The sequence below is a fragment of the Synechococcus sp. YX-04-1 genome, assembly GCF_030546365.1.
Classification (GTDB): Bacteria; Cyanobacteriota; Cyanobacteriia; order PCC-6307; family Cyanobiaceae; genus Parasynechococcus.
Window position 1 is genome coordinate 122,728 of record NZ_JAUONZ010000006.1, and the last position, 18,216, is coordinate 140,943.

Annotated in this window: 15 protein-coding genes and 1 tRNA gene; 9 read left to right on the forward strand and 7 right to left on the reverse strand. The window is 60.3% G+C overall.

Annotated features, from left to right (window positions below):
* Positions 1-3: 3 nt before the first annotated feature.
* Positions 4-504 carry an HNH endonuclease gene (locus Q3Y53_RS11340; protein WP_226425746.1) on the reverse strand — a complete coding sequence of 167 codons (501 nt, stop codon included), beginning with the start codon at positions 502-504 and terminating at the stop codon, positions 4-6.
* 69 nt (positions 505-573) lie between these two features.
* On the opposite strand from Q3Y53_RS11340, the gene alr reads away from it, so the two are divergent.
* Together alr and Q3Y53_RS11350 are read left to right on the forward strand one after the other, a co-directional pair.
* Positions 574-1,704, forward strand: coding sequence for an alanine racemase (gene alr / locus Q3Y53_RS11345; protein WP_303536084.1), 1,131 nt, complete (start codon positions 574-576; stop codon positions 1,702-1,704).
* A 37-nt stretch (positions 1,705-1,741) separates the two neighbouring features.
* A tRNA-Ser gene (locus Q3Y53_RS11350) sits at positions 1,742-1,830 on the forward strand.
* 16 nt (positions 1,831-1,846) lie between these two features.
* On the opposite strand, the gene Q3Y53_RS11355 is transcribed toward Q3Y53_RS11350, so the two are convergent.
* Positions 1,847-2,761, reverse strand: coding sequence for a serine hydrolase (locus tag Q3Y53_RS11355; RefSeq protein WP_303536087.1), 915 nt, complete (start codon positions 2,759-2,761; stop codon positions 1,847-1,849).
* A gap of 17 nt (positions 2,762-2,778) precedes the next feature.
* On the opposite strand from Q3Y53_RS11355, the gene Q3Y53_RS11360 reads away from it, so the two are divergent.
* Together Q3Y53_RS11360 and Q3Y53_RS11365 are read left to right on the forward strand one after the other, a co-directional pair.
* Complete coding sequence (locus tag Q3Y53_RS11360) at positions 2,779-3,507, forward strand: C40 family peptidase (protein WP_226425743.1); 729 nt, start codon at positions 2,779-2,781, stop codon at positions 3,505-3,507.
* A gap of 60 nt (positions 3,508-3,567) precedes the next feature.
* Entirely contained in the window at positions 3,568-4,530 is a 963-nt protein-coding gene (locus tag Q3Y53_RS11365; protein ID WP_226425742.1) for a glycosyltransferase family 2 protein, read from the forward strand.
* On the opposite strand, the gene Q3Y53_RS11370 is transcribed toward Q3Y53_RS11365, so the two are convergent.
* Complete coding sequence (locus tag Q3Y53_RS11370; protein ID WP_303536092.1) at positions 4,488-4,955, reverse strand: HEAT repeat domain-containing protein; 468 nt, start codon at positions 4,953-4,955, stop codon at positions 4,488-4,490. The genes Q3Y53_RS11365 and Q3Y53_RS11370 overlap by 43 nt on opposite strands.
* A gap of 90 nt (positions 4,956-5,045) precedes the next feature.
* On the opposite strand from Q3Y53_RS11370, the gene Q3Y53_RS11375 reads away from it, so the two are divergent.
* The 4 genes from Q3Y53_RS11375 (at position 5,046) to Q3Y53_RS11390 (ending at position 9,921) form a co-directional block, all read left to right on the forward strand.
* Positions 5,046-5,162, forward strand: coding sequence for a photosystem I reaction center subunit VIII (locus Q3Y53_RS11375; RefSeq protein WP_006851672.1), 117 nt, complete (start codon positions 5,046-5,048; stop codon positions 5,160-5,162).
* Between the two features lie 43 nt (positions 5,163-5,205).
* The gene (locus Q3Y53_RS11380; RefSeq protein ID WP_186514617.1) at positions 5,206-5,697 is read left to right on the forward strand and encodes a photosystem I reaction center protein subunit XI; all 492 of its coding nucleotides are present in this window, start codon (positions 5,206-5,208) and stop codon (positions 5,695-5,697) included.
* A gap of 109 nt (positions 5,698-5,806) precedes the next feature.
* Complete coding sequence (locus Q3Y53_RS11385) at positions 5,807-8,923, forward strand: efflux RND transporter permease subunit (protein ID WP_303536100.1); 3,117 nt, start codon at positions 5,807-5,809, stop codon at positions 8,921-8,923.
* A 41-nt stretch (positions 8,924-8,964) separates the two neighbouring features.
* Entirely contained in the window at positions 8,965-9,921 is a 957-nt protein-coding gene (locus Q3Y53_RS11390) for a cupin (protein WP_303536103.1), read from the forward strand.
* 11 nt (positions 9,922-9,932) lie between these two features.
* On the opposite strand, the gene Q3Y53_RS11395 is transcribed toward Q3Y53_RS11390, so the two are convergent.
* From Q3Y53_RS11395 to psaA, 4 genes are all read right to left on the reverse strand, one after another.
* On the reverse strand, positions 9,933-10,667 hold the full coding sequence (locus Q3Y53_RS11395; RefSeq protein ID WP_303536106.1) for a DUF3598 family protein: 735 nt from the start codon (positions 10,665-10,667) through the stop codon (positions 9,933-9,935).
* Between the two features lie 72 nt (positions 10,668-10,739).
* The gene (locus Q3Y53_RS11400; RefSeq protein WP_303536109.1) at positions 10,740-11,765 is read right to left on the reverse strand and encodes a helix-turn-helix domain-containing protein; all 1,026 of its coding nucleotides are present in this window, start codon (positions 11,763-11,765) and stop codon (positions 10,740-10,742) included.
* Positions 11,766-11,894: 129 nt separating this feature from the next.
* Positions 11,895-14,108, reverse strand: coding sequence for a photosystem I core protein PsaB (gene psaB, locus Q3Y53_RS11405; protein WP_226425733.1), 2,214 nt, complete (start codon positions 14,106-14,108; stop codon positions 11,895-11,897).
* A 22-nt stretch (positions 14,109-14,130) separates the two neighbouring features.
* Positions 14,131-16,434 carry a photosystem I core protein PsaA gene (psaA, locus tag Q3Y53_RS11410; protein WP_226425732.1) on the reverse strand — a complete coding sequence of 768 codons (2,304 nt, stop codon included), beginning with the start codon at positions 16,432-16,434 and terminating at the stop codon, positions 14,131-14,133.
* A gap of 419 nt (positions 16,435-16,853) precedes the next feature.
* Here psaA and Q3Y53_RS11415 point away from each other — a divergent pair, with 419 nt between their 5' ends.
* Positions 16,854-18,152 (forward strand): hypothetical protein, encoded by a 1,299-nt coding sequence (locus Q3Y53_RS11415; RefSeq protein ID WP_303536114.1) that lies wholly within the window; start codon positions 16,854-16,856, stop codon positions 18,150-18,152.
* The last annotated feature ends 64 nt before the right edge of the window (positions 18,153-18,216 follow it).

An 18,216-nucleotide genomic window follows, 5' to 3' on the forward strand; every position in this document is an offset into this window, starting at 1 on the left:
TGGTCAAGCACCGATGACATATTTCGCCCATTCCTGATGATGCCCAGAATGGATCTGGCGCCGGGCCTCAAAACTGAGGCTGCTGGCTGGCCGCCGCGGGGCATGACGCAGAGGCATGGAGGCTTCCCTCGGAGTTCGATTGGCCTTTCGCACATTGCAGCTGAGGCAGGCCGTGGTCACGTTCTCCCAGGTGTCACCACCTCCCCGACTGCGGGGCATCACATGGTCGATTGACAACTGATTTTCACGACTGCCGCAGTACTGGCAGGTGTGGTTGTCCCGCTGGAAGAGGTTGCGACGCGTCAGGGGCAGCTGACGGAAGGGAACGCGGACGTACTGCCGCAGGCGAATCACCGTCGGCAGGTTGGTGCCCTGACGCAGTTGCCGACAGGGGTCGTGTTCCAGGCTCTCGGCCTTGCCCTTCAGCATCATCACCACAGCCCTTCTCCAGGTGGTGATATTGAGCGGCTCGTAGGACGCATTGAGAACGAGAACCTGGCCCATGCCAGCTCACTCAATAAGCTTCATGCTATCGGCGATGTGAAGCCGTCTCGGTAGCGCCGAGCACTGCCTGTGATTCCGGAGCTGAATCCACGTCAGCGCGCCTGGGTGGAAGTTTCACCTGCAGCGATTCGGGCCAACGCCAGGGCTCTCTGCCAGCACCTCGGCCCTCGCACCCAACTGATGGCGGTGGTGAAGGCCGATGGTTACGGCCACGGCGCCGAGACAGTGGCACGGGCTGCTCTAAAGGGAGGAGCCACCAGCCTTGGCGTGGCCACGCTGCAGGAGGGTCTTGAACTGAGGCGGGCCGGCCTGGAGGCACCGGTGCTGTTGCTCAGCAACCTCTGTGAACCAGACGACCTGCGCACCTGCCTGCACTGGCGGTTGATGCCCACCCTGAGCAGCCTCAGGGATGCCCAGCTCTGCAATGAGCTCGCTGCCGACAGCGGTCGATGTTTCGACGTGCAGCTGAAGATCGACACCGGCATGGCACGGCTGGGCTGCCCCCTCAGCGACGGCTATCAGACCGCAGCGGAGCTGCAGAGCTTGGGAAACCTCAATCTGGAGGGCATCTACAGCCATCTGGCCTGTGCTGATGAGCCGGACGATGCCTTGACCAGCCTCCAGCAGGATCGCTTCGTGAGCATGCTCTCGGCCCTGCCCCAAGTGGGCGGCAGCATCACCCGCCATCTAGCCAACTCCGCGGGGACCCTGCTCAACCGAGAGCTGCACCACGACCTCGTGCGCGTTGGGTTAGCCCTGTACGGCCATGCCCCCGCTGCACATCTGAGCAATGTCATTCCCTTGCAACCCGCGCTGGCGGTTCGCGCCCGGGTCAGCCTGATCCGCGAGGTGCCCGCAGGAACAGGAGTCAGCTACGGCCACCGCTTCATCACCCAGCGCCCCACTCGGCTGGCGGTAGTGGGCATCGGCTATGCCGATGGTGTTCTGCGGTCCCTCAGCGGGCACATTCATGCCCTGCATCGCAATCGCCAGCTGCCTCAGGTGGGATCCATCACCATGGACCAGCTCCTGCTGGATGCCACCGATGCAGGAGAACTGGAGGAAGGCGACATCGTCACCCTGCTGGGCCAGGACGGTGACCTGGAGTTAAGCCCGCAGAGCTGGAGCGACCACTGCGATTCAATTCCCTGGGAGATCCTCTGCGGTTTCAAACGACGCCTGCCCCGCGTTGAAGTCTGACCAACTGCCCAGCACTTGGTACTCTGGGTGCGCCGCTGGAGAGGTGGCTGAGTGGTTGAAAGCGGCTCCCTGCTAAGGAGTTACAGGAGGCAACTTCTGTCGAGGGTTCGAATCCCTCCCTCTCCGTTCCAAGTTCACTGACTCAATTCGCCGGCTCCTCGGAACTGGTGAACAGATTGAGTTGCCGTGCCAGCTCCGGCAAAAGGGATGCGTCCCTGGCGCGATCAGGCCCCGTAGTGAAGACCACCAGCAAGCTGGGTGGTTGCTGTGCGGAGGTCTGAAACCACGCTGCGTCATGACGGGCCTGACTCATCCAACCGGCCTTGCTCCAGAGGAGCGCATCCTCAGGTAGGCCCTCACCGAGAAACCCATCCACCTGGTTTTCAGGATCGGCACGACGCTGCTGCTGATCGAGCGAGCGCCGCAACAGACCCTGCAGCCGACGACAGGCCGGCGGTGAAACCACCGCACCGGTCATCACAGCCTCCAACATCCGGGCTGTCGCAGCGGTGGACAAGCCATTGCGGTTGCTGTTGTCGGCCCCGTAGAACCTTTTCTCCCGGCCATAGGGACCATCACCCCAGGTCTTCTGGCAGCAATTCACCGCCTCGAGTTCCGGCCAGGCCAAGGTCTGCAACCAACCATTGATCAAGCGACGCTGCTCCGTCCAAAGCTCCCAGCGTTCACCATGAAGTGCAGGGCCACTGGTGGTGCCTGTGAGCAAATCAACCACAAGCCCAGTGGCATCGTTGCTGGAATCGACGATCATGTCGCCCACCGCGCGCTGCAGTTCGTCGCTTTCAGGGATCAGATCACGTTGCAGCCACTGCTCAACGGCGACGGCATAGAACAGCTTCACCACGCTGGCCGGATAGAGGATCCGGTCTTGATTCCAGGAAGCACCACTGCCCTGACCAGCCTCCGGTGCAGCTTCGTCGTACCGCACCCAGGTGATCGCCAGACTATTGCGCAGCCCTGGGCGGCCGTCGGCATCGAGCCCATCTAGGGCCGCCTCAAGCCGAGCCGCCATCGCGGGATCGGGACGGTAGAACGCCATAGCGATTCGATTGGGCCATGGCGACGTTAGGCACCCTGCTGGCCCCAGACCTGATTCAGACAGGCTCCTGTTGGCAGCTGTGCGCTGACGTCAATGGCTATTCGAGATCTGACGGCGAGAGTCTGACCACCCAGGCCTGTTCTGGACGCCGCTTTCGCATCCTGGAGAGGCAGCGCACGAGGATCGCTGTTCAGCTGCTGGAGGATGGTTACCGCTGCTGGCTCGCACTCGAGGCAGTTCTGGGGCGAGCTGAGCAATGCGCACCCTGGCGACCGTCGCCGCTGAGCGCAGCGGACATTGAACGACGTCTACCCGGCGTGCTCGCCTGGAGCGAAACCGCCCAGAAACGTCCCAACGTCTATCTCTGGGGGGGAACCACTGAACCAGACATGGATTGTTCCGGTCTAATGCAGATGGCCTTCGCCAGCCAGGGCATTTGGATTCCGCGAGATGCCTATCAGCAGGAGCGGTTCTGCCAACCGGTTGCCGCTCTCCCCGACGATCACAGCCTGCTGCTCCCAGGAGATCTGCTGTTTTTTGGCACACGCAGGCGTTGCACCCATGTGGGGCTCCATCTCGGCGATGGCCGCTACCGCCATAGCTCAGGCAAGGACCATGGGCGCAATGGAATCGGCATTGACAACCTCCACAGCAGCGATCAACACCCGGTGGCTTGCCACTACAGGGCTGAATTCCGCGGCGCAGGTCGTGTGGTGCGTTGCCATGACGGATCGCATCTCTCCTGACGTTGTCAGACGGATCAACCGGGCCCCTGCTTAAGTTGAGCGACTCGCAGCGCGACCGGCATGAGTGCACCCCTGAATCTCTCGGTGGTGGTGCCGCTGTACAACGAAGAGGAAAGCCTGCCCCACCTGGTTGAGCAGCTCCTTTCAGCACTGCGTCCAACCGACGAGACATTTGAGCTGGTCCTGGTCGACGACGGGTCCAGCGACCGCACCGCCAATGTGCTGGCCGAGATCAGCGCAGAGGTGCCCGAAGTGGTGGCCGTGCTGCTGCGCAAGAACTATGGCCAGACCGCAGCCATGGCGGCTGGTTTTGATGTGGCTGGCGGAGAGGTCATCGTCAGCCTGGATGGGGATCTTCAAAACGATCCAGCCGACATCCCCATGCTGCTGGTCAAATTGCGGGAGGGGTATGACCTCGTGAGCGGCTGGCGCCATCAGCGCCAGGATGCTGCCCTCCAGCGCAAACTTCCCTCCCGGATCGCCAACCGCTTGATCGGCCGGGTGACCGGGGTGCGGCTGCATGACTACGGCTGCTCCCTCAAGGCCTATCGACGGGAGGTACTGGCAGACATGCGGCTCTATGGAGAGCTGCATCGCTTTCTTCCCGCCCTGGCCTTCATCGAAGGTGCACGGATCACCGAAGTGAAAGTGAACCACCGGGCGCGTCAGTTCGGCAGCAGCAAGTACGGGATCGATCGCACCTTCCGTGTGCTGATGGATCTGCTCACCGTCTGGTTCATGAAGCGTTTTCTGACCCGACCGATGTACGTGTTCGGCTTCGGGGGACTGCTGGCCATCGCCGCCAGCCTTGTCACCAGCACCTATCTCTTCGTGATCAAGGTGATGGGAGGCGACATTGCCAATCGCCCACTGCTCACCCTGGCGGTGGTGCTTGGTTTGGCGGGGATTCAACTGTTCTGCTTCGGGCTTCTCGGCGAACTGCTCATCCGTACGTACCACGAAAGCCAGGATCGACCGATTTATCGCATCCGAGAAACGTTGCGCGGCGGCCGAGCCGGCTGAGGGTTCTGGGCAGCGGCTGACGCACCGCGAAACGGTTCGATCGCAGCTGCTGCTTCTTCCACCACACGCGCATCGCTGTCCCTCAGCGCTTGGCGCAGCAGGGGTAAAACCGAGCGGTGCCCCCATCGGGCGGCCACACGAACGGCGCGCAAACGCTCCTCGGGGCCAGCCTCCATGTCGGCCTTGAGGCGACGCTCCAGGGCAAGACGCTCGAGGGGAGTGTTCGGTGACGTCCAGGACGCCAGGGAAGCATCGGCGGATTCCCCATCAGCGGCAGACTCAATCACCAGCTCCAACTGGGCACGGTTGATCTGTGCGACACGGCTGGCATCCGTGCTGGAGAGCATCGGCTTCACCGGCTTCCTGCGCAACCAGAGCACCACCGTGAGCAGCACGACGGCACCAGGGAGGAGAACGTTCTGCATGCGGATTGAACTTTTATGTCGCCGTCGGGGCCTAAAGCAGGCCGTCAGAACGGTCCTACTTACAGTAGCTGCGAAGCTTTTGGCCTCGACATGACTGGAGATTTCGCTGCTGCCTGGCTGCCTGCGATTTTTGTGCCCATCACCGGAATCGTTTTCCCCGCAGTGTTCATCGTCCTTGTTGGTCGAGTGATCACCGCTGCCGAGTGACCGCGACCTGCGGACCGTTTCAACCCCTCAGCACTCGTAATTCATGACCGTCACTCCTGCTGCTGATCCCTGCGTCGGCAACCTTGCGACACCCGTCAACAGCGGCTATTTCATCAAGGGCCTGATCAACAACCTGCCCCTATACCGCCCCGGGATTTCCCCGAACTTCCGTGGTCTGGAAACCGGTGCAGCCTTCGGTTATCTGCTTTACGGCCCCTTCACCATCTGCGGCCCCCTGCGTGCCACGGAGTACCAGCAAACCGCTGGACTGCTGGCAGCCATTGGCGCCGTGCACATCCTCAGCCTGCTGTTCCTGCTCTACAACCAGCCCGGCAAGCAACCCAACATCCCCCCTGCAGATGTGACGGTTGAGAATCCCCCCGCCGACCTGTTCACCCGAACCGGTTGGGCTGACTTCACCAGTGGGTTCTGGCTCGGTGGTTGCGGCGGTGCCGTTTTCGCCTGGTTCCTCTGCAACACCGTTCACGTTCAGGACCTGTTCAAGATCGCTGCTGGTGTCTGGAGCGTCGGCTGAAGACGTTCACCGAAACTTCTAAACCAAAATCACTAAACCCCCGGTTGCCTGGGATCAGTCAGCCGGGGGTTTTTTCCTGGCAGGATTCATTCACGTTTGAGACGTCCCGGTGCGGTCGATCTCCCAGCCGTTTCTTCGGCGGCCGGTTCTTACGGTCGTCTGCAGCCTGCTGATCCTTTTGGCCGGCTGCACGGCGCTGTTCGGCCTGGGGCTGGAGGATCTACCGCCCCTCGCTCCCACCCGCGTGAGTGTGAGCGCCAGCTTCCCGGCGGCTTCACCGGAGGTGGTGGAGCAAAGCGTGACCCGGGTGTTGGAACAACAGCTGAATGGCCTTGAAGGAGTCGAAAGCATCAGCTCAACCAGCAGGCAAGGCGGCGCCAGCATCTCGTTGCGCTTCAACGCGGGTGATCCCGAGCTGAATGCGATCAAGGTTCAGAACGAAGTGAACCTGGCCAGCCGCCGGCTGCCCCAGGCCGTGACGCGCCAGGGGCTCCAAGTGCGGCGCTCCTCGGAAGACCTGTTGATGATCTTGGGGTTCAGCCACCCACCGGATCAGTACGTCCCCACCTTTCTCACGGGCTGGCTGGACCAGACCCTGCGGGACGCACTGCTCACCACACCAGGCATCGGCGATGTGCAGGTATTCGGCAGCAGTGAACTCTCCTTTCGCCTTTGGTTGGATCAGCAACGCCTCGAACAGACCAACCTCACTCTTGGCGACGTCAGCCGTGCCCTGGCTGAACAGAACGTTTTGGCTGCAGTTGGCAGCATCGGAGCTGCCCCAGTTCCATCGGGCCAATTGATGAGCCTTCCGGTGGAGGCGGAAGGGCGACTCCGCAGCCAATCGGATTTCGAGAATCTCGTCTTGCGCCGGCTGGACAACGGCGGACTGCTGCGCCTGAAGGATGTGGGACGTGTTGCACTCGGACAGCGCAATTACGGACGCGAGGCCATGAATTTGGCCGGCGAGCGTTCCGTGGCCGTGGGTGTCTACCAGCGCGATGGGGCCAACGCCCTGGAGGCGAGCAGGGCGATTCAGCGCAAGCTGCAGCAGTTGGAAGCGAGCTTTCCCCCGGGCATCGAGCTCTCCATGATCGTGGATGTGGCCGACACGGTTCAGGCCAACCTTGATCGCACCTTCATCACCTTGCGCGATGCCGTGCTTCTGGTGCTGGTGGTGCTGGTGCTGTTTCTGGGCCGATGGCGCCTCGCCCTGATCCCTGGGCTTGCCGTTCCGGTGGCGCTGGTGGGAAGCCTCAGCCTGGTGAAATTAAGCGGTTCCAATCTCAACAGCCTGATCCTGTTTGGGCTGGTGATGGCCACCGGGATCGTTGTGGATGACGCCATCGTCGTGAGCGAAGACATCGCAGGACGCATCGAACGGGGCACACCCCCCGAACAGGCGGCCGAAGACGCCATGGCTGAGCTGGCGACCGCCGTTGTGGCCACCTCATTGGTGCTGGCAGCCGTGTTCCTGCCCGTGCTGCTCATTCCTGGATCGATCGGACGCCTCTATCAACCGATCGCCCTGGCCATCAGCGGAGCGATTCTGTTCTCCACCTTGAATGCGCTCAGCTTCACCCCAATGGCCTGCGCCCGGGTGTTGGGCCCAGGTGGCGGCCGTCTTCCTGGGGCCATTGGGAAGCTCAGCCGCTGGCTTCGGCAGGGAATGCAAACCCTGGAAGGCCTATACGCGAAACAGCTCGAGCACTGGCTGCAGCGCAAGCGACTCATCGCCCTTCTGCTGCTGAGCGGCCTTGTCATTACGGCCTCCGGATTGGCGGTGATGCCGACAGCGTTCATCCCCAATGACGACCAAGGCCAGATCCGCGGCTACTTCACCCTTCCCGACGGCGCCAGCCTCGAGCGCAGCGTGGCCGTGATGGACGACATCCGACGCGTCGTCAGCGAAGAGCCGCTGGTGCGCACCGGCAACTTTTATGCCGGCAGCTCCTTCGGCCAGAGCGGAGAAGACCGTGGATCGTTTTACCTGCGCCTTCAGCCACTCAAGGATCGACCTGGCAAAGAGCAGAGCAGCAATGCCATCAAACGCCGTCTTAGCCGAGAGGTTCAACAACGGGTTGGTGATGCCAGGGTCGTGCTGATCACCCCGCCAGCCGTGCGGGGCTTCAGCAGTGAATCAGGACTCTCGCTGGAACTGCTTGACCGCAGCGGAGGGCAACTCAGCCTTGAGCAATTCGGCCAAGTCGCCCAGGACTTCATCCAGACGGCCAAGGCGACAGACCGATTTGAACGGGTAAGCACCCGCTTTGATGCCAGTTTTCCCCGCTGGCGGCTTGAGCTCGACCGCGACCAACTGGCCGCTCTCGACCTCGACTACGGCGCAACGCTGCGAGAAATCGGCACTGCCTTCGGCGGCCGCTACATCGATGACACCTACGACGACGGTCGAATCCGCTCCATTGTTCTGCAGCTGGATGGCAGCGAGCGACGTCGGCCGGAAGATCTCACGGGTCTGATGGTGCGCAACCGCAGCGGTGAGCTGGTGTCCGTAGCAAGCGTGGCCAGCTTGACCCGCGAGGAGGGCGTCAACAATATTCGCCACTTCGGACTCAACCGGGCGATTCGGATCACAGCCATCCCCGCGCCAACGGTCAGCAGCGGTGAAGCCATCGAAGCCCTGACCCAGGCCGGTGATCGCATCGGAGGCAGCAACATCAGCCTGGCCTTCACGGGCCTGGCGTTGGAAGAACAACGGGCTGGGCAGGTGACCTGGGTGCTGTTCGCTCTCGGAGTGACGGTGGTCTATCTGCTGCTGGCCGCTCTCTACGAGAGTTTCGTTGACCCGTTGATCATCCTGCTCACGGTGCCGATGGCCCTGCTCGGAGCTCTGATTGGCTTGAAATTGCGGGGCCTTCCACTGGATGTTTACGGCCAGATGGGACTTCTGGTGCTGGTGAGCCTGGCGGCCAAGAACGGAATTTTGATCGTGGAATTCGCCAACCAACGGATTGCGGCAGGCCTGGCCCTGCGCGAAGCCGTTGTGGACGCGGCCGTGAACCGGATGCGCCCGATCCTGCTGACAGCTGTCACATCCTTGGCGGGTTTCCTGCCCCTTCTGTTCGCCCAGGGCACGGGAGCCGCCAGCAGGATCAGCATTGGCACCGTGGTCTTCAGCGGACTGTTGGTGGCCTCGTTGCTGTCCCTGTTTGCCGTCCCTGCCGTTTATTTGATGCTGAAACGCGATCGCATGCCCACCGCGTAGGGTGCGATCTCGATCCAATGGTTCTGCTGCTGGAGGGAACGATGACCATCACCCCACGAGCGACGACGGCAACCAGTTCCCAGGCGCAGTTCTTCGACTACGCCTCAGCGGCCAATCCTCTGCAGCAGGGGCTGATCAGCACAATCCCCTACCGCAGTTTTTCGGCCAATTTTTTTGATGAAGCCGGAACGGCCCTGCAAACTCTCGATTTGAGTGCCGACTTGCATTGCGAAGGCCCGGCAACGGGCCCATCCCTCTGCGGCAATTTCATTCGGCTTGATCAGGGGTCCCTACGCACCCATGCGGATGCGACCAGTCAGCTGTTCTTCGTGGCCCGAGGCCATGGGCAAACCGAAGCCTGTGGTCAGGTTTTTCACTGGAGCGAAGGAGATACGTTCGTGCTTCCGGCTGGCGGGGAAGCCATCCACAGCAGCGAGGCCTGCGCCGGCCTCTACTGGGTGCACGATGCCCCCCTGCTTCGTTATCTGGGCGTGAGCACCGTGAAACCGGTGTTCGAACCCTGCTTCTACAGCCATCAGGATGCTCGCGCGCAGCTGGATGCCATCGCCAGCAATCCGCGCGGAGCCAACGCCAACCGCGTGAGTGTGCTGTTGGGAAACAACGCGTTCCCTCAGACGCGCACCGTCACCCACACTCTCTGGGCCATGTTGGGCATTCTCCCCGCAGGCCAGGTGCAGCGCCCCCACCGACACCAGTCGATCGCCCTTGATTTTGCGGTGGCCTGCCAACCGGGTTGCTACACGATGATCGGCACCGAGCTGGACGAGAACGGGATGATCCGCAATGGGCACCGGGAAGACTGGGTGGCCGGTGCAGCCTTCGTGACCCCACCGGGCTACTGGCACTCGCACCACAACGAATCCGGCGCCGACGCCTACGTGCTGCCGATTCAGGATGCCGGACTGCACACCTACCTGCGCACGCTCGACATTGCTTTCAGCAACAGGGGCCGGGCTGACTTGAGCAACACCCCGTAGCCCGCAAAGCCTCAACGGGTCAGCAGTTGATGGTCTACCGACGTCAGGGCGCCGTGTTCTGAATAACGACGTGAAATGCGCTCAAGGCGCGTCGAACTCGACAACCAAAGCGCTTCGATGTTGAAGGGCTGGTGAGGATCAATCTGCACAGGCGCCAGGAAGGCTCCTCCATCCGGCAAAAAAATCCAGCGATCAAGATCGCCTGCTGCGAAACGCATGTTCTCTCCAAGCGAAGGGAGGTCGCAACGCCAGTCGCCGATCAGCTGATCCGCCTCCAAGGGTGGACATTCCACTGCAGAGGTTCCGGCAAGGAACTCACGGATCAACACGATCCGATCCAATTGCCCCGCACCATCCCAGAGCAGAACCAGGCGGTGACGGCGTTCGCCGTGCAGGAACCCGAACTCGGCATAAAGCTTGGTCCAATTGGAGCGATAAAGCGTTCCCCTCGAAAAGCTGCCGGTGCCGAAGACCCCCATATCGGGATCCAGGCGCATGAAACTTTGAACGATGCGTTTTACAGGCTCGCCGGCGGGCGGCTGGTGGGAAGCGCTCGATTCCTCTCCTTCAGGCCAGAGCAGCAGCGTCAGATGAAGGGGAATGCCGGAAGGAGCAGGCTGGAGCGTCAACAGAGAGGGCTGACGTTTGGTGCGTTGCAGCGTCGAATCCATGCTGTCGAACCAGCCGCGCCATTCACCAACGTTGCGCAGCAGAAGCTCCCACTCATCCACGACAGCTCGATCCAATCCAGCGGCTGAGGCTAAACAGCACGAAGGCCGAGGAGACGTGAATGACTCAACACAAGTTCGCGTGAGCGTTCAATGGGAAGCCAACAAAGTGGTGCGCGGTGCCTCACCAAACAGCTCTCGATAGGCACTGGCGAAGTGATTTCGACTCACAAAGCCAAAATGAACGGCTACCTGCTGAACGGTATGACACCCCAGTTGTTGCCTCAGGTCAGGGTTAGCCAGAACGTCGCGCACTTGCTGCAAACGAATACGACGCATCAAGGCAATCGGTCCACAACCAAACATTTCACGACAACTCACTGTGAGTGTTGTCTTGGTGGTGAACAGCGTCTGACACACCGAACTCAAAGAGATGGGCGTCGTACTCGATCGAAAGGAATAACGAACCAACTCCTGCACGAGATCACTGTGATGGGTTTTCACCACAGGCCGCAGAAGAGTCGAATTCTTCGACGAAAGAGACTCGATGAGCTGCGCCTCCAATAGATCAGCCTGGAAAGGATGTGGCACATCCATACCCTGCCAAGGGGGAAGCACCATCAACTGCCGCAACTTGCGATGAGCCGCAGGGGAAAGAATGGCCGTGTTGTTGCGCTCCATTCGATCAAAGATCTCAGCCGCACCCATCAGCTCAGACCAGACATCAATGCGACTGCGATCGACAAGGACAGCTCCAATGCGATTGCCACCTGCAGATGTTTTAAGCAAGGACTCCTTCATTTTGATGTTAAAACCCGACAAAGCATTCGGAGCCAATGCCTCACCGAAATGACGGTGATCGCTGTAGTTATCAGTATGTTCAATCGTGAATGACAACCAGCGAGGGTGACGTGTTCCCTCAATCAATAACGCTTGGTTGGCCTGCATCGAAACAAGCAAGATTCCATTCTGATGATCAACCCTCAGACGCCCATGAAGGGGCCCCTCAGAGGCCTGAACAACGTTGTAATCCCAGCCAAGCCGTCTCCACAAATGCGCACACTCTTCGGCACTGTTGAACAAACGGTCGCAACAGGGCAACAAAGCAGGTGAGGGCGCTTTTTGAAGAGTCAGCTTCAAGCAAAAAACGATTTGGCACAACTTAGCCAACAACAACTAAGCAGACTTAATAAATAACCAGATCCCAACCGAATGACATCCACACAACAAAAATCCCCACCCGGCGAACCGAGTGAGGACATTTGGAACGAGGAACGACTCGTCGCGGATTAATTCAGGAAGGAATTAACCGAATTTCCCTGAAGTCGAGGCAATCAGGAAGGCGGCGTATGTCAAGACATAGCCAACCGTGAAGTGAGCCAAGCCGACGACACGGGCCTGAACGATGGACAGCGCCACAGGCTTGTCGCGGTAACCCATCATGTTGGCGATGGGGCTGCGCTGGTGAGCCCAGACAATGGTCTCGATCAGTTCCTGCCAGTAACCCCGCCAGGAGATCAGGAACATGAAGCCGGTGGCCCAAACCAGGTGTCCGAAGAGGAACATCCAAGCCCAGACGGCAAGGTTGTTGCTGCCGAACGGGTTATAGCCGTTGATCAACTGGGAGGAGTTGAGCCACAGGTAGTCGCGGAACCAGCCCATCAGGTAGGTGCTGGATTCGTTGAACTGGGCCACGTTGCCGGACCAAATGGCCAGGTGCTTCCAGTGCCAGTAGAAGGTCAGCCAACCCACGGTGTTCAAAGCCCAGAAGACAGCCAGATAGAAGGCGTCCCAGGCTGAGATGTCGCAGGTGCCGCCACGGCCGGGGCCGTCGCAGGGGAAGGAGTAACCGAAATCCTTCTTGTCTGGCATCAGCTTGGAGCCGCGGGCATCCAGAGCACCCTTCACAAGGATCAAGGTGGTGGTGTGCAGACCCAGAGCAATGGCGTGGTGAACCAGGAAGTCACCAGGTCCGATGGGCAGGAACACATCGGTGTTGCCATTGATGGCATCCAGCCAGTAGTGGTCGCCAGGAATGTTCTGGGACGCAAGGCTGGCGGAGCTGGAAGCGTTGGAAAGCAGCACGTCCATTCCGTACATGGCCTTACCAGAGGCGGCCTGAACGAACTGGGCGAACACGGGCTCAACCAGGATCTGCTTCTCGGGGGTACCGAAGGCAACGACCACATCGTTGTGGACGTAGAGGCCGAGGGTGTGGAAACCGAGGAACAGGGAGACCCAACTCAGGTGGCTGATGATCGCTTCCTTGTGCTCGAGCATCCGAGCCAGGACGTTGTCCTTATTGGCTTCGGGGTCGTAGTCACGGATGAAGAAGATCGCACCGTGGGCAAAGGCACCACACATCAGCGCGATGGCGATGTACTGGTGGTGGGTGTACAGGGCTGCCTGGGTTGTGTAGTCCTTCGCGATGAAGGCATACGACGGCATCGAGTACATGTGCTGCGCCACGAGGCTGGTGACCACGCCGAGGGAGGCGAGAGCCAGACCAAGCTGGAAGTGCAGGCTGTTGTTGATGGTGTCGTAGAGACCCTTGTGGCCAGCGCCGAGGTCACCAGGGGTGCCCTTCGGGGGGTTGTGGGTTTCGAGGATCTCCTTGATGGAGTGACCGATACCGAAGTTGGTCCGGTACATGTGGCCGGCGATCACGAAGAGGCAACCGATGGCCAGGTGGTGGTGGGCGATGTCCGTCAGCCAGAGAGCTTCTGTCTGAGGGTGGAAGCCACCAAGGAAGGTGAGGATGGCGGTGCCTGCACCTTCAGAGCTACCGAAGACCTGATTCAGAGAATCGGGGTTTTCGGCATACACACCCCAGTTGCCGGTGAAGAAGGGTCCAAGACCGGCGGGGTGAGGCAGAACGTTGAGGAAGTTGTCCCAACCAACGTGCTGACCGCGAGCTTCGGGGATCGCAACGTGAACCAGGTGACCGGTCCAAGCGATGGAGCTGAAGCCGAAGAGGACAGCGAGGTGGTGGTTCAGACGCGATTCAGCGTTTTTGAACCAGGCCAGGGAAGGACGGAACTTGGGCTGCAAGTGCAACCAGCCGGCGAAGAGGGCCCAAGCCGACAGGATCATCATGAAGATGGAACCCTGGTACAGCTCGGCATTCGTCGTCATGCCGATTGTGTAGAACCAGTGATACAGGCCTGAGTAGGCGATGTTCACCGGGGAGGAAGCACCCGCTTGGGTGAAGGCGTCAATGGCGCCTTGACCGAAGTGGGGATCCCAAATTGCGTGAGCGATGGGGCGCACGTGCAGGGGGTCGGCGACCCACTGCTCGAAGTTGCCCTGCCAGGCGATGTGGAACAGGTTTCCCGAAACCCACAGGCCGATGATCGCAAGGTGACCGAAATGGGTGGAGAAGAGCTTCTGATAGAGGCGCTCCTCCGTCATTCCGTCATGGCTCTCGAAGTCGTGAGCCGTGGCGATCCCGTACCAAATACGGCGGGTTGTCGGGTCCTGGGCCAGACCCTGGCTGAACGAAGGGAATTTCGTTGCCATTAGAGGGAGAGGTCAGGTGAGGTCAGCCGACCACAAGAATGTGGGCGTGGAAGAAGGCCCACGTGGTCGCAATTCCGCCCAAGAGGTAATGGGCAACACCCACGGCACGGCCTTGGATGATGGAAAGGGCACGGGGCTGGATGGCGGGAGCCACCTTCAGCTTGTTGTGAGCCCAAACGATGGACTCGATCAGCTCCTGCCAGTAGCCGCGGCCACTGAAGAGGAACATCAGACTGAAGGCGAACACGAAGTGAGCGCCGAGGAACATGATTCCGTAGGCAGCTGTATTCGAGCCATAGCTGTTGATCACCTGAACGGCCTGAGCCCACAGGAAGTCACGCAGCCAGCCATTGATGGTGATGGCACTTTGGGCAAAGTTGCCATTGGTGATGTGCGCGACGGAACCGTCTGCATTCACCGTTCCCCAGATGTCGCTCTGCATCTTCCAGGAGAAGTGGAAGATCACGATTGACAGGGAGTTGTACATCCAGAACAAGCCCAGGAACACGTGGTCCCAAGCGGAGACCTGGCAGGTGCCACCACGACCAGGACCGTCGCAGGAGAAGCGGAAGCCCAGGTTGGCCTTATCAGGGATGAGGCGGGAGCTACGGGCGTACAAGACACCTTTCAGCAGGATCAGCACCGTCACGTGAATCGTGAAAGCGTGAATGTGGTGAACCATGAAGTCGGCGGTGCCGAGCGGCATGGGAGCAGCGGCAACCTTGCCGCCAACGGCGACAACGGAACCGTTGAACACTTCACTCACACCCGCGAGGGCGTTTGGAGCCGTGCTGCCTGCAGCTGCGGCGTGCACGTTCTGAATCCACTGAGCAAAGATCGGCTGAATGGAAATCGCCGAATCGCTGAACATGTCCTGGGGACGACCCAGGGCACGCATGGTGTCGTTGTGGACGTAGAGGCCGAAGCTGTGGGCTCCGAGCCAGATGCAGACCCAGTTGAGGTGGCTGATGATTGCGTCGCGAGCCTTGAGCACCCGATCCAGCACGTTGTCGATGTGCTTGGCGGGGTCGTAATCGCGAACCATGGCGATGGCGGCGTGAGCACCTGCACCAACAATCAGGAAACCACCGATCCAGATGTGATGGGTGAAGAGCCCGATCTGGGTGGGGTAGTCGATCGCTTGGTACGGATACGGAGGCATCGCGTACATGTGCTGAGCAACGATGATGCTCACCGAACCGCCGATAGCCAGGTTGACCGCCAGCTGCGCATGCCAGGAGGTGGTCATGAAGTCATAGAGACCGTCGTGACCATTGGTGGCAGGGAACAGCAGGGGATCGCCCTTCTGACCTTCGTGGATCTCCTTGATGGAGTGGCCGATGCCCCAGTTGGTCCGGTACATGTGACCGGCAACGATGAACATCACGGCGATCGCCACATGGTGGTGGGCGATGTCGGTCATCCAGAGGCTTCCTGTCACAGGATTCAAGCCACCTTTAAAGGTGAGGAAATCGCTGTAAGCAGCCCAGTTGCCGGAGAAAAAGGCACCGACACCAGCGCTGAAGCCGGGATACAGCTGAGCCAGCAGGTCCTGATTGAAGAACTCGTGGGGCAGCGGAATGTCTGCAGCCGAAGCGATGGTCTTGCCATTCAGAACCAGCGGTTGGCCGGCATCGATGGCATCCATCAACTTGGTGACGGGAGCCGACACATGGATGACGTGACCAGCCCATGACAGTGAACCGAGACCCAGCAGGCCTGCCAGGTGGTGGTTCAGCATCGACTCAACGTTCTGGAACCACTCCAGCTTCGGCGCAGCCTTGTGGTAGTGGAAAACACCGGCGTTGAGCATGAGGCCGGCCATCACCAGGGCACCGATGGCCAGAGCCATGAGCTGGGTTTCACTGGTGATGCCCCAGGCCCGCCACATCTGGAAGAGGCCTGAAGTGATTTGGATGCCTTGGAAACCGGCACCCATGTCTCCGTTGAGGATTTCTTGGCCAAAGATGGCCCAGACCTGCTGGGCGCTTGGCTTCACATGGGTGGGGTCAGCAAGCCAACCGGAATAGTTGGAGAAGCGGGCGCCATGAAAGAAGGCACCGCTGAGCCAGATGAAGATGACGGCCAAGTGGCCGAAGTGTGCGGAAAAGATCCGCCGAGAGACCTCTTGAAGGTCGCTCGTGTGAGCGTCGAAGTCGTGAGCGTTGGCGTGAAGGTTCCAAACCCAAGTGGTGGTTTTGGGACCTTTCGCGAGGGCGCGGTCGAAATGTCCGGGTTTGCCGAACAGCTCGAAGGTTGCTGGATTGTCAACCTTCTCGACCTGGCTCTTCGCGTCACTCCCACGCTCAGGTGGGCTGATGGTCATCGAGTCGTTCCTCGAGGGACGGGTTTCGAGGTGGTGGGCCACCCCTCCGACGGGCCGAAGCCAATCGGGGCCCCGAATACGGATCCACAGGGAATCAGAGTTCGGGCGTCAGTACGGCAAAGGAGTCGAAACCCCTTGTCTGCACTGAAGCTGGGGCCCCAAAGAGGGGACCGCTGGCGGAAGCATAGGGGCGGAGCAGGGGGTTAAAGGGCCCTGAGTTACAAAGGTTCAATCCCGTGGCGAGCCAGTCAGCGACAGGCGTCTGCAGAAGGCTGAGAATCAGCAAAACAACAAAGATCTCAAGCAGTAAACAACACAATTTCACACATATTTCCTTCCTAAATAACTAAAACTCTGACAGTGAAGGTCGGATTGTTCAGAATGATCAGATCTGTTGATGCCCGATGCGTCGCCCTGGCTTGAAGTCGATATGGGCTGTTCTGCTGGCAGCAGTGCTGCTTCTCGGTGCCGGCTTACCTGTTCATGCGCGCCCTGGATTCTTCAATCGCGACACAGGGTCCGCCGCCAAACCGCTGCCGAGTTCAGCCCCCAGCGGGAAGCTCCAGGAAGTGGCTCCTCCAGGGGCAGTGCAACAGCTGCGCCAGAACCTGCAAAGGCACCATCCCTCTCTACGGCTGAGCGATCCAAGCAATGACAGCATCGTTTCCTCTGACGCTCTTGAGCTCCGTTTCGAAATCGAGGACTGGCCCCTCAGCAACGACCCCGAATTGGGTCTGGGGCCCCATGTCGTGCTCAAAATCGACAACCGCGCTCCTCTACGGCTGAGCGAAAGCAATGGAAACCTCCTGAAGGTCCGCATCGACGGCCTGGAAGCGGGCAGCCACCGGTTCAGCGCCTGGGCCGCTTACCCCTGGGGAGAAGCCGTGCAATCACCAGGAGCCTCAATCCAGGGGCGCCTGCACCTTTGGCAAAAACTGCAGGGCACGCAACCCGAACGCGATGCCCCCTGGCTGGTTCCTGTCTCACCAGCCGGAGAACAGGGCCTGCAACCCCTTTTGGTGGATTGGCTGATTTGGAATGCTCCGCTCCAAAACCTGCGGGAGGGAGATGGACGCTGGCGACTCCGCATCAGCATTGATGGAGACAGCTTTTTGGTCGATCACCAGGAAGCCCTGTGGCTCAAAGGATCGAATGGCTCCAACAGGCACGACATTCAGATGGAACTGCTGAATGGACTGGGCGAGCCGATCACACCGGTCTTCAACAATCAGCTGATTCATTTGAAAGCCCCAGCCGGTCCCAAGCCGGGCTGGATGCGCCCACACCTCACTGAAAGCCAGCTCGCGCGCCTGAGCGGCTCCCCTGAGCCTGAAGCTCTGGAGGTGGTCGAATCCCCGCCAGAGCCCCCTCAAAAAGCAGAGGAGAAACAACAGGAGAAGACAGAACAGCCCCGAGAGCTTCCCCAGGTCGAGATCAAAATCGAGAAAGAGGTCGAGGACGAGGTCAAAACCCAACCCGAGGCAGACCCCAAGCCCACGGCACCAGAGGAAAGCGAAGAACAGGAGGCTGAGCCGCCCCTTGCTGAAGAGCCATCCAAAGCAGAAGTTGCTCTGCCCACTCCTCCCACTCCCGCCCAGGAGAAGCCTGCGGAGCCTCAGCAGCCAGCCGAGCAGGAACCCAAGTTGATGCCGAGCAGCAGCCTGGGAGGATCAGCCCGTGAGTTGCTCAACAGCGATGGGCGCTTGCGCAAGCCCTGATCCGGATTCCCTGCTCTGAACCCCACATCTGCCGTTCCCGCTCTGGGCCTAGGACTCAGCCCCA